Genomic DNA, 15392 nt, shown 5'->3' with positions numbered 1-15392 from the left:
GGGGTTATGATGGAATCTGTAAGGCAAAATAAATTGGCCATAATATTATTTATATTCCCAGCGTTGTTATTATTTGCAGTAATCATTATTATGCCGATTTTTATGTCAGGCTATTATAGCCTTTTAAGATGGGACGGGATTAATCAGCCAAGCTTTATAGGATTAGAAAACTATATAGAATTATTTACAAGTCCGGTAGCGGGATTCCCAAAAACCTTACTAAATGCTTTACTTCTTGCAGTTTTGTCGGTATTCATTCAGCTTCCTATATCCCTTGGTTTGGCTTTACTACTTGCAAAAGGAGTAAAAGGAGAAAAGTTTTTTGTAGCAATTTTTTTTTCTGCCTGTATTAATATCTACTGTAGTTATAGGACAATTATGGCTTAAGATTTACAACCCAGAATATGGTATAGTGAATGTGGGACTTCATGCTATAGGACTTGGAAAGTATGCGAAGACCTGGCTTGGAGACCAAAAGACTGCACTGATTGCAGTGTTTATACCTATTATATGGCAGTATGTGGGATATCATATGCTTCTCATGTATGCCGGGATTAAATCCATTTCACCTGAACTTAGAGAGGCTGCTAAGGTTGAGGGTGCAACAGAAGGACAGATTGCAAGGTATATTATTATTCCAATGATAAAGCCTATTATAAAAGTTTGCGTAATTTTTGCAGTAACGGGTTCTTTAAAGGCATTTGATTTAATATACGTATTAACAAATGGTGGACCTGCTAAAGCCAGTGAAGTTCCAAGCACCTTGATGGTATCTATGATTTTTAACAGGAATCGGTATGGGTTTGGAAGTGCAATTGCAATTTTGATAATTGCGTTATGTTTCTTGTTTGCAGCAGTCATTAAAAAAGCTTTTAGGACGGAGGAGGATTAAATTGGATACAGATATTAAAGTAACACCAGGTGGGATTCAAACCTCCTTTAAAGTAAAAACAAGAAAAAAAGCAACTGTAGGTGGAATTCTGACATATACAGTTTTAGGTTTATGGGCATTAATTAATATTTTTCCACTGTACTGGATGTTTACATTTTCACTTAAAAGTAATAAGGAGATTTTTGGTGACAATATTATAGGGCTGCCGAAGAAATGGTTATGGGAAAACTATCTAAACGCTTTAACTAAAGGTAATATGGCTCTTTATTTTCTAAACAGTGTTATTGTATCAAGTATTACTATTATATTAACTCTGGTAATTGCTCTAATGGCTACATATGCGTTAACAAGGCTTGTATGGAAAGGAAGAAAGACAGTTAACAATATTATTATGCTTGGTCTTACCGTTCCAATACATGCAGCAATTTTGCCCGTATTTCTAATACTGGATAAGTTAAAAATGACAGATTCCTATCAGGCATTGATAATACCTTATACCGCTTTTGGACTTTCCATGTCAATTATGATATGCAGTGGTTTTATTGTAAATATTCCCAAAGAACTGGAAGAGGCAGCATGTATTGACGGGTGCAGTGTATACGGAATCTTTTTCAGGATTATTCTGCCTCTTATGAAGCCTGCACTTTCTACAGTTGCTATTTTTACATTTTTATCAGCCTGGAATGAGCTTATGTTTGCCAATATCTTTATTGATGATGCCAAATTCAGAACATTATCTGTAGGTATTCAAACATTATCCGGTGCACATACCACCAAGTGGGGACCTATTGGAGCTGCGCTGGTTATTGCAACATTTCCAACTTTGATGCTATACTCATTTATGAGTACAAAAATACAAAAAAGTTTGACTGCCGGTGCAGTTAAAGGCTAAGGGAGAAATGCACATGAAACCAAATACTTTCTATAAAAAAAAGGCTGAAGAGTTAGTAGCGCAAATGACACTGGAGGAGAAGGCAAGCCAGCTTACCTACAATTCTCCGGCTATTGAACGGCTCGGAATTCCTGCATATAACTGGTGGAATGAGGCTTTACACGGAGTTGCACGTGCCGGGACTGCCACTGTTTTTCCACAGGCAATTGGTCTCGCCGCAATGTTTGATGATGAATTCCTGATGAAAATTGCAAATGCAATTGCCATAGAAGCCAGAGCAAAATATAACGAAAGTTCAAAGCATGGAGATAGGGATATTTATAAAGGGCTTACCATATGGTCCCCTAATATAAACATATTCAGGGATCCCAGATGGGGAAGAGGTCATGAGACATATGGAGAAGATCCGTTTCTTTCCGGCAAATTGGGGGTTGCCTTTATAAAAGGGCTGCAGGGAGATAAAGATGTGATGATGACAGCAGCCTGTGTAAAGCATTTTGCGGCTTACAGCGGTCCTGAGGATTTACGCCATGGGTTTAATGCAGAAGTAACAAAGAAGGATTTGTGGGAAACCTATTTGCCTGCATTTGAAACATGTGTAAAAGATGCTAAAGTTGAAGCAGTTATGGGGGGATATAATAGAACAAACGGAGAGCCTTGCTGCGGAAGCTATACTCTGCTCCGTGATATTTTAAGGGAGAAGTGGGGATTTGAGGGCCATGTAGTATCCGACTGCTGGGCCATAAAAGATTTTCACACGGACCATATGGTGACAAAAACTCCCGAAGAGTCTGTAGCGTTGGCTATTGATGCAGGGTGTGATCTAAATTGCGGCAACATGTATTTAATGCTGCTTATAGCGCTGCAAGAAGGGTTAATAACAGAAGAGCATATTACAAGAGCTGCTGTGAGAATATTTACAACAAGATTTAAGCTGGGATTATTTGAAGGTAGTGAGTTTGATAATATTCCTTACGAGGTTGTTGAGTGTAGTGAGCACAAGGAAATGGCAATTGAGGCTGCCAGAAAAAGTGCGGTACTGCTTAAAAATGATGGGATTTTACCTATTAACAAGGGTGCTATAAAAACGATTGGGGTAATTGGACCAAACGCAAACAGCAGAATTGCGCTAAAAGGAAATTATCATGGAACATCCTCCAGATACATTACTTTGCTCGAAGGTATTCAGGATGAAGTTGGAGATGAAGTAAGAGTACTATATTCAAATGGGTGTGAGTTGGTTAAAGACAGAACTGAAGTATTGGCATATGCAAATGACCGTCTTGCGGAGGCTGTTACTGTAGCAGAACATAGTGATCTGGTAGTTTTATGTCTGGGACTTGATGAAACCATTGAAGGAGAGCAATCGGATGAAGGTAATAATGGTGGCTCCGGAGATAAAAAAGATTTGGATTTGCCTGAAGTACAAAAAAGTCTTCTGGAGAAAATAGTCGCTACTGGAAAGCCAACAGTACTTTGCCTTATGGCAGGGAGCGCAATAAACCTGAGCTATGCACATGAACACTGTAATGGTATTTTACTGACCTGGTATCCAGGTGCAAGAGGAGGAAAAGCTGTAGCAGATATCCTATTTGGAAATGCTTCACCATCTGGAAAATTACCTGTTACTTTTTATAGATCCCTGGATAATTTACCGCCAATTACAGATTACTCAATGAAAAACAGGACCTACCGCTATATAGAGGAAGCTCCGTTGTATCCCTTCGGATACGGCTTGACCTATGGTGATGTAGAATTAAAACACGTGGAGATAAAGGGAACTGTAGAGATTGAAAAGGATATTTACATAACTGTAACCCTTCAAAACAGAGGAAGCGTTGCTGTAGAAGAGGTAGTACAGGCCTATATTAAAGACGAGCAGTCCATGTATGCTGTTACAAATACAAGTCTGTGCGCGTTTATGAGAGTTGGTCTGGGAGCTAATGAAGAAAAACAGGTTTCTATGAGGATTCCGTTTGATTCTTTAAAAGTAGTAAACCTGGATGGAGAAAAAGTATTGGATAGTAAAAAGTTTACATTGTTTGCAGGCTTGTGTGGACCTGATAAACGAAGTGTAGAACTAACAGGAAAAGAACCCATTAGTATTCTAATTGAATTGGAATTTAATTAAAGATGCGGACATAAATAATATAGGTTTAAATGTATATTGTGAGGATAGTGATCCAAAGGGAGTCATGAAGAAAAAAATAGAAAGAATTACTCGGTGGTTTTATAACAGAAAACTAAAAGATAAAATAAGATTCTTATTTTTGGTTCTCATAATCACGTATATTGTTTCGCTCTTCTTTATCTATAATTTTTTGGTTAAAAAGAACATGATGGATTATGTTCTGGAGAGCAACTATAACACTATGATTTCTATTGGAAACAATCTTAATGTTGAATTCGAAGCTGTAAGTACAATGAGTCAGCTTATTATGACCAATAGTAATATAATTGAGTACTTGAGAGATAGGGGAGATGGTAAAACCAGAATTAATCATAATGCAATTATGGCTATGTATGATATTAGCAATAAATTTAGCTACGTGTCTTCCATATATGTTTTTAAAGATTATAAAGATTATATTAATATATCAAGACAAGTTACAAATGTTGATACCAATCTTGTATATAATCCTTTATGGAAGAAGGAAATACTTGAAAAGCGTGGATCTTACGTGATTAGAGTTAATGGAGACGGTGCATTTCGAAGGAAATCAGGGGATACAGTAATATCCGTTATAAGGATTATTAACGATCTGGATACCCAAACACCTATTGGAATTATTGCTGTAAACCTGAATATTGATATGCTTAAGAATTCATTTAAAGATATGACAAGTGATGACAGACAGTTTGGCTACTTTATAGAAAATAGAAATATTTTTGACTTTAATGAAAAGTTTGAAGATTTCCAAAGGATGGATATCGGCAAAAAAGAATTTGAGCAAAACATTAAACAAGGGTTTGGTGTTACGAGAGTATTATCATACTACCATGTTCCTAATACCCCTTTTGTTTTAGGTGAAATTGAAACTGTACCTTTTTTTAGATACATTTCAGCTCAAGCAATTGCCATAATTGTTATGATAATGATTTTATCCATCTTATGTCTTATTATTATTGGCATTTTTATATTCGTTTTTATTGCAAATCCAATTGAGAGGCTTATGCAGTTTATGAACGTTGAAAGACTTGGTTTTGGTAAAGATGAAATTGAAAATAAATATATGTTAAAAAGTAAAGAAAATGACTTGAAGATGAAAAACAGCCGTCTTATTGAAATCAATCAAATTATCAGGGAACTATTGTATAAGGAAAAAACAATGCGTAAAGCTGAGCTGGAGGTACTGCAGGAGCAAATAAATCCACATTTCCTTTATAACACTTTAGGTACCATTGCAGACCTTGCACTGGAGATATCTGCAGATGAGATATATGATGCTGTTGAAACTTTAGGTAACTTTTACAGGAGATTTTTAAGTAAGGGAAGCAAGGAAATCGCTATACGGGAAGAAGTTGCAATTGTCAAGGATTACTTGAAACTACAAAAATTAAGGTACCAGGATGTTTTTGAGGATGAATATGAGCTGCAGGAAGATCTTCTTGATATTAAGGTACCAAAATTAATCCTTCAGCCTTTAGTGGAAAATAGCATATATCATGGTGTCAGGCCAAAAGGAGAAAAAGGAATTATAAAAATATCCGTCTATGCTGAGGCTGGAATATTGCATATTGGTGTATATGATACAGGAGTTGGCATGACCTTGGAACAAATAAATTCAATAATGAATGAAGATAATAAAAAAAGCTTTGGCTTTAAAGGTACGATAGACAGGATTAGATATTATTATGATGAGGAAGATGTGTTTGAAATCAAAAGTGAAGAAGGCGAATACTGTTTAGTTGACATTAAGATCCCGTTATAAGGGGGGGCTTGGTAAATGTATAGGGTAATGATTATTGATGACGAAAAACCGATCAGAAACCTGCTGAAAAATATTTTAATAAGGGAAGATCTGAAGATTGAAGTAGCAGGAGAAGCGGAAAGTGGTATTGAAGCTATCAATACTATGGAAGAAGTATTACCCGATATTGCGTTTGTAGATATTAAAATGCCTTTTATGGATGGGATTGAATTTTCAAAACTGGCAATTAGCCGCTATCCAAACTTAAAAATTATTATATTAACTGCTTTCAGTGATTTTGAATATGCAAGACAATGTATCGGAATTGGCGTATGTGATTATTTGTTGAAACCTATTGTACGTGCAGATATTAGAGAAGTTTTATTGAAGATCATAAAGGATCTCGATTCAAAGCCAAAAAAGGCTGAGATAGAAGAACCTATTGTTTATAAGAAAGATACTGTTAATAAAATAAAGTCATATATAATGGAAAACTATATCCAGTCAGATCTGGATTTAACATTTATTGCTCATACCTTCGGGTTTAATTCAAGCTATTTGAGCAGGCTGTTTAAAGCTGAAACAGGGGTTAATATTATTGATTATCTTATAGAATGCAGAATGGAAAAAGCTATAGACTACGCAAAAAAAGGAACTATGATGTATGTAACTGCAAAAATGGTAGGTATCCCGGATCCCAATTATTTTGGCAAGTGTTTTAAGAAATATACCGATCAAAATTATTCTGAGGTTTTGAAGAAATATAAAAAATAGAAGAAAATATGGGGGGATTCAGCTTGTCATATTTATTAGGAGTAGATATAGGAACATCAGGAACAAAGACGATTTTATATGATGAATTGGGAAATACCATAGCAAGCAGCCTTGAGGAATATCCATTATACCAACCTTATATTGGATGGGCGGAACAGGACCCCGAAGATTGGTGGAATGCAACACGTTTATCAATCAAACATGTAATTTCAAAAAGCGGAATTGATGCTTCCTCCATTAAGGGAATCGGACTGTCAGGTCAAATGCACGGGGCTGTTCTTCTGGATAAAGATCACAAAGTACTTAGGAATGCAATTATATGGTGCGATCAGAGAAGTTTTGCCGAGTGTGATCAGATTACTTCAATAGTAGGGAAGGAACGGCTGATAGAGATAACAGCCAACCCAGCACTAACTGGGTTTACAGCATCAAAGATTATGTGGGTTAAAAACAATGAACCCGAAATCTTTGAAAAGATTTATAAAATACTTCTTCCTAAAGATTACATAAGATATAAATTAACAGGAGAATTTGCTACAGAGGTATCCGATGCAAGTGGAATGCAGTTTATGGATATACCGGGGAGAAAGTGGAGTGATGAAGTCTTAAGTAAGCTAGGGCTTAATCAAAGCATGCTGGGAAGTCTTTATGAGTCCCAGGAAGTTAGTGGAAAAGTGGATAAGCATGCTGCTTCATTAACTGGGCTAAAGGAAGGAACTCCTGTAGTAGGTGGAGCAGGAGATCAGGCAGCAGGGGCTATTGGTAATGGAATTGTAAGACCCGGGGTTGTGTCATCAACTATAGGAACCTCAGGTGTAGTATTTGCATTCTCTGAAAAGGTTACTATTGATCCAAAAGGCAGAGTTCATACTTTTTGTCATGCTGTACCGAATACCTGGCACATTATGGGTGTTACACAAGGCGCCGGACTTTCACTTAAGTGGTTCCGCGACAATTTTTGCATAGAAGAAAAAAGGACTGCAGAGCTAATGAAAATAGATCCATACATTATTATGGATAAGGAAGCTGAAAAAGTGACTCCGGGCTGCAGTGGTCTCATCTATTTACCTTATCTGATGGGAGAAAGAACACCACATCTTGATCCTAATGCAAAGGGTGTATTTTTCGGACTAACGGCAAAGCATGAAAAACAGGACGTTTTAAGGTCAGTTATGGAAGGCGTTGTATATAGTCTTAAAGATTGCCTTGAAATTATAAAAGAAATGGGAGTTAACGTTTCTGAAGTAAGAGCATCCGGTGGTGGCGGAAAGAGTGAATTGTGGAGAAAAATGCAGGCAGATATATTTGGGACTGATATTATCACCATAAATTCAAGTGAAGGCCCGGCACTAGGAGTAGCACTCTTGGCAGGAGTAGGAACAGGCATATACAGCAGCATTAATGAAGCGTGTGATGCAGTAATAAAAGAAAATACAAGGCAGGTTGCGGATATGGAGCTTAATGCCAGATACTCGAAGTTTTATAATATTTACAAACGTTTATATGACTCTTTGAAAAAGGATTTTTCGGACATTTCGGATATACTGTAAAGATACTTTCTTAATAATAGAAGCGACATCAAATATCGTTTATATTCTAAACCCTCAAAAGATAATTTTAGAATTTATATATTAATAAAAATAAGGAGGCAATATGCATGGCGGAATATTTTAATAATGTATCGAAAATCAAATATGAAGGGAAGGATTCCGACAATCCTTTAGCCTTCAAATATTATAATCCGGATGAAGTTATTGGCGGAAAAACAATGAAGGAACACCTAAGATTTGCTGTTGCATATTGGCATACATTTCAGGGAACAGGCTCAGACCCATTTGGAGTGGGTACTGCTGTAAGACCATGGGATAACATATCAGACCCAATGGAACTTGCAAAGGCTAAAGTGGCTGCTAACTTTGAACTGTGTGAAAAATTGGGTGTACCATTTTTCTGTTTTCATGACAGGGATATTGCACCTGAAGCTCCAACGCTTAGGGAGACCAACAAAAGGCTTGATGAGATCGTTGCACTTATTAAAGAATATATGAAAACAAGCAGTGTAAAACTTCTCTGGGGTACAACAAATGCCTTTGGTAACCCAAGATTTGTTCATGGCGCCTCCACTTCTCCTAATGCAGATGTATTTGCATTTGCAGCAGCTCAGGTAAAAAAGGCTATGGAAATTACCCTTGAACTTGGAGGCCAGAACTATGTATTCTGGGGTGGAAGAGAAGGCTATGAAACCTTACTCAATACTGACATGAAGCTGGAGCTTGACAATATGGGAAGGTTCCTTGGAATGGCAGTTGATTATGCCAAAGAGATAGGCTTTAAAGGACAATTTCTAATTGAACCAAAGCCAAAGGAACCTACAAAGCACCAGTATGACTTTGATACAGCTACCGTTATAGGATTCTTGAGGACCTATGGTCTGGAGAACCACTTCAAAATGAATATAGAAGCAAATCATGCTACACTTGCAGCTCATACCTTCCAGCATGAACTCAGGGTTTCAAGAATTAACGGTGTGCTTGGAAGTATTGATGCAAACCAGGGTGATCTTCTTTTAGGATGGGACACTGATCAATTCCCAACTAATATTTACGATACTACCCTTGCTATGTATGAAGTACTTAAGGCCGGCGGATTTACAACCGGAGGGCTTAATTTTGATGCTAAAGTCAGAAGAGGATCTTTTGAAGCTATTGACCTGTTCTATGCACATATTGCCGGGATGGATGCTTTTGCAAAAGGGCTTAAAATAGCATATAAAATGGTTTCCGATGCTAAGTTTGACAAGTTTGTTGATGAAAGGTACGAGAGCTATAAGAGCGGTATTGGAAGTGATATTGTAAATGGAAAAGTAGGTTTTAAAGAGCTTGAAAAATATGCTTTAGAGCTTGATGGTATTAAGAATGTATCAGGAAGACAGGAAGTTCTCGAAGGTATGCTAAACAAGTATATTCTTGAAGATTAAAGTACTACAACCTAATGTTAAGAACACCGGAGTCATTGAACGCACAATTCTCAAAGTAAATTTTTTGAATGCTTTTGTGCGTTCAATATATTTTTGAGCCTCTTTCCAACGAAGTGAAAGAGGCAAAAACGGAGGAACTCGATGTCCCGGAGTTTTTATTTGTGGAGGAAAGGTTTTATGGGCATTTTAAAAGAAAAGTTTATTGATGGATATGATTACAAGGATATAGACATCTTTATCCTGTCGAACAGTAATGGAATGGTAGCTAAAATTACAAATTTCGGTGGAATAGTTATTTCTCTAATTGTGCCAGATAGAAATGGAAAATATGAGGATGTTGTTCTGGGATATGATAGGCTTGAAGATTATTTTGAAAATAGATTTTATTTCGGTGGTATTATAGGAAGACATGCAAATAGAATTGAAAATTCAAAACTTGAAATTAAGGATATAGAGTATAATCTGAAGAATAATGAAGGAAGACATCATTTGCATGGGGGGGATAAGGGATTTCATAAAGTAATTTGGGATGCTGAGACGGTTATTATAAATAATAGAGAGTGTTTGCAGCTAACCTACTTGAGTAGGGACGGTGAAGAAAACTATCCCGGCAATCTAAAAACTACTGTAACTTATTCTTTGGGTGATGACAATTCTTTGAGAATTGATTACTTTGCAGTTTCAGATAAAGACACCGTAATAAACCTTACCAATCATTCATATTTTAATCTTTCATGGCATGGAGCCGGTGATATTACCAATCATCAATTGAAGATTTATTCTGACAAATTTACACCTATTAATGAAGAGGGAATACCTACAGGAGAAATCCTGGAAGTAACCGGAACCCAATTAGACTTTACCTCAATGAAACCTGTTGGAACAGGACTATTAAGTGATGATATTCATATAAAAAAAGGTAATGGATTTGACCATAATTGGGTGCTCAAAGTTTCAGGAACACACCCTGAGAAAGCGGCTGAATTATATGACCCTGAAAGCGGCAGATTTATGGAAGTCTATACAACAAAACCGGGAATCCAGTTTTTCTCCGGCAACAATCTAAGCAGTGATAAGGAAGCGAAAGATAAGATACGATACAGTAAGTGGGGCGGACTATGTTTGGAAACCCAATACTTCCCAAACTCTTTAAAGCACAAGCATTTTCCATCGCCTATATTTAGTGCAGGTAAGGAGTATAGGCATACTACTATTTATAGGTTTATGACACGATAAAGGTGGCAGGTAAGAGTACGGGTATTTATGCAGGCTTCTTAACCAAATTACTGCAAAAGAATTAACTAATATTTGTGGCATCCAAAGAGGTACTTTCTATAATTACTTCCAGTATCGTCGGAATGTAACCATCAGAGACAAGGATAGGATTATATTTAAAAAATCCCTGTTGACAAAAATTTTTGCAAAAGTTAATATATTCATATAACGAGAAAATTGAATAAAATTAAATATTAACCCCTTTGATTGAGGATAGTAGCATAAATCACTTTATCAAAAGAGAGTTGCAGATGGTGAAATTGCAATGTTAAAGCTTATAGTGAATGGGCTCATGAGGGCGACGCAGAAATTTTTAATTAATGAAAGAGTATGCCGACCGGGAACTTCTCCCGTTATCCATGAAGCATGTATAGAATTTTAGTATTTTGTACATGAAAGAAGCGTTGTGTTTTTAACGCAATTTAGGTGGTATAACAGAGACTGAAGCCTTTGTCCTATGTTAGGATAAAGGCTTTTATTATATAAAAATTTATCTAGCCAAACGATATTAAATACAATTAATCATTTACATTTATCTATCGCAAAATTCCGTTAAAGCGTTCGGTATTTTTCTCTGCTAAATGTAAGATTAGTAATGTATTTAGTATAGTCAAATCAATAAAACGAAAAGGAAGGGAAGAAGATTATGGGAAATATACCTTACAAAATCATCTTATCTGAAGATGAAATACCAAAATACTGGTACAACATGAAGGCTGTTATGAAAGAAAAGCCTGATCCATTTTTACATCCAGGTACTTTAAAACCATGTACAGCTGATGATTTAAAACCAGTATTCTGTTCTGACCTTGTTGATCAAGAACTGAACCAAACTGATGAACATATAGAAATTCCTGAAGAGGTAAGGGGCTTCTATAAAATGTACCGTCCGTCTCCACTTGTAAGAGCTTATTGTCTCGAAAAGGCTTTGGGTACACCGGCTGAAATATATTACAAATTTGAAGGAACCAATACTTCCGGTTCACACAAATTAAATTCTGCAGCTGCTCAAGTCTATTATGCAAAAAAGCAGGGCTTGACTTCCTTAACCACTGAAACTGGGGCTGGCCAATGGGGCACTGCACTTTCTATGGCATGTGCATATTATAATATTCCACTGACTGTTTACATGGTTAAGATATCTTCAGAACAGAAACCCTACAGAAAAGCAGTTATAGAAACATATGGAGGTAAAGTTATTCCTTCTCCTTCTACCACAACAGAAATCGGCAAGAAAATTTTAGCTGAGAATCCTGGTACAGGTGGTTCCTTAGGCTGTGCTATTTCAGAAGCTATAGAAGTTGCATTGAAAACTGATAATTGTCGTTATGTGTTAGGTAGTGTATTAGATCATGTTTTATTACATCAAAGTGTTATCGGTATTGAAACAAAAGTTGCTTGTGAAAAATATGATATAAACCCTGACATAATTATCGGGTGTGTCGGTGGTGGTTCCAACTTTGGAGGTCTTATTGCACCTTTCATGGGAGATAAGATAAAAGGTAAAAACAATATACGTTTTATTGGAGTAGAACCAGCATCTTGCCCTTCACTAACACGCGGAAAATATGCATATGATTTCGGTGATACAGGAAAAACAACACCATTAATGAGAATGTATACATTGGGATCTGGTTTTATGCCTTCTCCTAATCATGCCGGAGGATTAAGATACCACGGTGCAAGTGCAGTCGTATCTAAGCTGTATCACGATGGTTATTTTGAAGCATGTTCAGTTGAGCAATCCAAGGTATTTGAAGCAGCTACGCTTTTTGCACGATGTGAGGGAACTCTCCCAGCTCCTGAATCTTCTCATGCAATTAGAACTGCTATAGATGAAGCTCTCAAATGTAAGGAATCTGGAGAGAAAAAGACTATCCTGTTTGGCTTAACCGGAACAGGTTACTTCGACATGTCTGCTTATATGAGCTATAATAGCGGAACCATGACAGATTATATCCCAACGGATGAAGATCTGGAAAAAGGTTTTTCAACAATTCCTAATATTTCATTATAAGCGTATTGTTGAATACCTTATTGGATTAGAGTTTAAATTTTTATTGTGTTTATTTTATGATGAACTTATATGAAAAGAATTAGAAAGGGGCTGTTGCATTATCGATTAAAAATCGTAGTGCAATGCCCCTTTCTATTAGAAAGCAATATATTTCATCTTTAAAAATTACTTTCCATTTCCTGCTCTTGAAAAAAGTGTACACTAAATAAACGACACACACTTCGCTACTTTTACCATAGACCTCTTTATTATAACTAATAAAAGGTTCCATTCTATCTGGAAAACCAAATTGTGAGCAGCCTATACATGGAGTGTCATCCTTGATAGGCCAGTTTACATATTTATTTCACTGCCTTATAGGGCATTCTGACCTTGTCACTGGTCCACGGCAGCCTAATTTGAACATACAGGTTTGATCAATAACTTCAAAAACCTGCTGATAGCACTCCGATTTCTGGAGCTTAGTGTAAATTCCGAAGTTCTCCAAAAAAAAGTGATAAAAAAAATGCGATAGTTGCCGATATACAATTTACATTAGTATTGAAAAAATATCTATAAAATAGAAGGCTAGATTTATTGACAAAAAGACCTATGGGGTGATCAATGTGGCAGATAATGTGGGCAGGGAACCGATGCTGGACTTATTTATATTTGAAACAGGTCAGCATCTGGAACAACTTGAACTGATAATAATAGAAAGTGAGAAGGAAGGGGGGATTTCTTCCGATTCTATAAACGAAATATTCAGGTTAATGCATACAATAAAAGGTGCTTCAGCAATGATGTTATACAACGGTATTTCGAATTTAACGCACTCAATGGAGGATGTTTTTTACTTTTTAAGAGAGCAAAAAGTGGAAAACGTTGATTATGGTAGGCTTTTTGAACTTGTTTTAAAAGTGGTTGATTTCATCAAAAGTGAAATTGTGAAAATCGAAGAAGACGCTTCTGTTAATAACAATCCAGAATTTATTGTAAAGGAAATAGTCGAATTTCTATCTTTTTTGAAAAGCGATTCCGATGTATCACATGCAACTAAACCCATTAAGGAAGATATAACGGCAAAAAAACAGAAGTTCTATATAGGTGCTGCCAATAAGGTTTTCACTAATGATAGAAAACTTTATAAAGCCATTATTAAATTTGAAAAAGGGTGTGAGATGGAAAATATCCGTGCCTTTTCGGTAATCCATAATTTGAAGGAAGTTGCAGATGTTGTTGGATATGACCCTGAAAACATTGTCGAAAACGAAGAAAGTGTTGAAATAATTCGAAAGGATGGCTTTGTCGTTGTCTTTGCTACAGATTTGTCACTTGATCAAGCAAAAGAGTTTTTAAATAAAACAGCATTTTTAAATGAACTTGAAATAGGTCAAGTAATTGAAAATGAAAGGCCAAATCAGAAAGCGGCACTATTGGAAGAGGCTTGTTCGGGTAAGCAGCATGAAGAATTGAAAAATGATAACTCAGCGGCTCAGAAGCATAGCTACATTAGTGTAAATGTACAAAAGCTGGATAAGCTGATGGATATGGTCGGTGAGATTGTTATTTCTGAATCAATGGTTACAATGAATCCTGAAGTCACAATGCTGAATATAGAGAGCTTTCAGAAAGCCTCTCAGCATCTTCGCAAGATGATTTCTGACCTTCAGGATATGGTGATGTCCGTTAGGATGGTTCCGTTATCAGCAACTTTTCAAAAAATGAATAGAATTGTTAGGGATATGAGTAAAAAACTAGATAAAGAAGTGCAGTTGGAGATGATTGGAGAAGACACCGAGGTTGACAAAAATATAATTGAGAATATATCAGATCCATTGATGCATCTGATCAGAAATTCTATTGATCATGGTCTTGAGACCCCCGAAGAAAGAAGAAATAAAGGTAAGAGTGAGACTGGGAAAGTAGTACTTGAGGCAAGAAATGCAGGTGGAGAGGTAATTATAAGTGTGAGAGATGATGGAAAGGGCCTTGATAAGTCTAAAATATATGAAAAAGCTTATTCTAATAAGCTGACTAATAAAAGTGAGTCTGAATTATCTGAAAAAGAAATATTTTCATTTATATACCAACCGGGGTTTTCAATGAAAGAGAATATAACTGAATTCTCTGGGCGTGGAGTCGGAATGGATGTGGTTTCGAAAAATATTGAAAAGATTGGCGGAATTGTGGAAACCGAAAGCAAAAAAGATGTAGGAACAACAATTAATCTTAAGATTCCACTGACACTTGCAATAATGGATGGAATGATTGTGACGGTTGGATACTCAAGCTATATAATTCCGACTATTGCGATTAAGGAATCTTTTAAACCTAAGGAAAATGAGGTTATTACTGATCCAGAAGGAAATGAAATAATTCTGATTCGGGGTAAATGCTATCCGGTGATAAGGCTGCATAGAAAATTTGGAACACAGACAAATATTACCTCAATGCCAGAAGGAATTATAATTATGGTTGAAGATGAGAATGTGAGTGCGTGCTTATTTGCAGATGTTTTGGTTGGAGAGCAGCAGGTGGTAGTTAAACCTTTGCCTAACTACTTAAAAAAGGTAAATGGTTTAGCAGGGTGTACATTATTGGGTGATGGCAGTATAAGTCTGATTATTGACATTGCAGCTCTAGCCAGTAATAGAAAATAGGGGGTAACTTAT

General features: G+C 36.3%; 11 protein-coding genes and 1 pseudogene. 11 read left to right on the top strand and 1 reads right to left on the bottom strand.

Annotated elements, in window-relative coordinates; all coding sequences use genetic code 11:
- The first annotated feature begins 102 nt into the window (after nucleotides 1-102).
- The 10 genes from ACECE_RS32285 (at nucleotide 103) to ACECE_RS0205310 (ending at nucleotide 12738) form a co-directional block, all read left to right on the top strand.
- Nucleotides 103-387: a hypothetical protein gene (locus tag ACECE_RS32285; protein WP_456048991.1), complete on the top strand. Its 285-nt coding sequence runs from the start codon at nucleotides 103-105 to the stop codon at nucleotides 385-387.
- A gap of 25 nt (nucleotides 388-412) precedes the next feature.
- Complete coding sequence (locus tag ACECE_RS32280) at nucleotides 413-892, top strand: carbohydrate ABC transporter permease (protein WP_407636644.1); 480 nt, start codon at nucleotides 413-415, stop codon at nucleotides 890-892.
- A 34-nt stretch (nucleotides 893-926) separates the two neighbouring features.
- Nucleotides 927-1784: a carbohydrate ABC transporter permease gene (locus ACECE_RS0205345; RefSeq protein ID WP_026073706.1), complete on the top strand. Its 858-nt coding sequence runs from the start codon at nucleotides 927-929 to the stop codon at nucleotides 1782-1784.
- 13 nt (nucleotides 1785-1797) lie between these two features.
- On the top strand, nucleotides 1798-3915 hold the full coding sequence (locus tag ACECE_RS0205340; RefSeq protein ID WP_010245101.1) for a glycoside hydrolase family 3 C-terminal domain-containing protein: 2118 nt from the start codon (nucleotides 1798-1800) through the stop codon (nucleotides 3913-3915).
- Nucleotides 3896-5716: a histidine kinase gene (locus ACECE_RS29075; RefSeq protein ID WP_010245098.1), complete on the top strand. Its 1821-nt coding sequence runs from the start codon at nucleotides 3896-3898 to the stop codon at nucleotides 5714-5716. The genes ACECE_RS0205340 and ACECE_RS29075 overlap by 20 nt, the downstream gene beginning before the upstream one ends.
- Nucleotides 5717-5731: 15 nt before the next feature.
- Nucleotides 5732-6469 carry a response regulator transcription factor gene (locus ACECE_RS0205330; RefSeq protein WP_010245095.1) on the top strand — a complete coding sequence of 246 codons (738 nt, stop codon included), beginning with the start codon at nucleotides 5732-5734 and terminating at the stop codon, nucleotides 6467-6469.
- Between the two features lie 23 nt (nucleotides 6470-6492).
- Nucleotides 6493-8019, top strand: coding sequence for a xylulokinase (gene xylB / locus ACECE_RS0205325; protein ID WP_010245092.1), 1527 nt, complete (start codon nucleotides 6493-6495; stop codon nucleotides 8017-8019).
- Between the two features lie 107 nt (nucleotides 8020-8126).
- Nucleotides 8127-9446 (top strand): xylose isomerase, encoded by a 1320-nt coding sequence (gene xylA / locus ACECE_RS0205320; protein WP_010245089.1) that lies wholly within the window; start codon nucleotides 8127-8129, stop codon nucleotides 9444-9446.
- 177 nt (nucleotides 9447-9623) lie between these two features.
- Nucleotides 9624-10682: an aldose epimerase family protein gene (locus ACECE_RS0205315; RefSeq protein ID WP_010245086.1), complete on the top strand. Its 1059-nt coding sequence runs from the start codon at nucleotides 9624-9626 to the stop codon at nucleotides 10680-10682.
- A 685-nt stretch (nucleotides 10683-11367) separates the two neighbouring features.
- On the top strand, nucleotides 11368-12738 hold the full coding sequence (locus ACECE_RS0205310; protein WP_010245084.1) for a TrpB-like pyridoxal phosphate-dependent enzyme: 1371 nt from the start codon (nucleotides 11368-11370) through the stop codon (nucleotides 12736-12738).
- A gap of 250 nt (nucleotides 12739-12988) precedes the next feature.
- On the opposite strand, the pseudogene ACECE_RS31640 reads toward ACECE_RS0205310, so the two are convergent.
- A pseudogene (locus ACECE_RS31640) lies at nucleotides 12989-13225 on the bottom strand (hypothetical protein); the annotation flags it as partial.
- A 118-nt stretch (nucleotides 13226-13343) separates the two neighbouring features.
- Here ACECE_RS31640 and ACECE_RS0205305 point away from each other — a divergent pair.
- Nucleotides 13344-15380 (top strand): chemotaxis protein CheA, encoded by a 2037-nt coding sequence (locus ACECE_RS0205305; RefSeq protein ID WP_010245081.1) that lies wholly within the window; start codon nucleotides 13344-13346, stop codon nucleotides 15378-15380.
- Nucleotides 15381-15392: the final 12 nt, after the last annotated feature.

This window comes from Acetivibrio cellulolyticus CD2, from assembly GCF_000179595.2.
GTDB lineage: Bacteria > Bacillota > Clostridia > Acetivibrionales > Acetivibrionaceae > Acetivibrio > Acetivibrio cellulolyticus.
The sequence above is the reverse complement of the archived record's forward strand: the minus strand, read 5'-3'. Positions and strand labels throughout refer to the sequence as shown.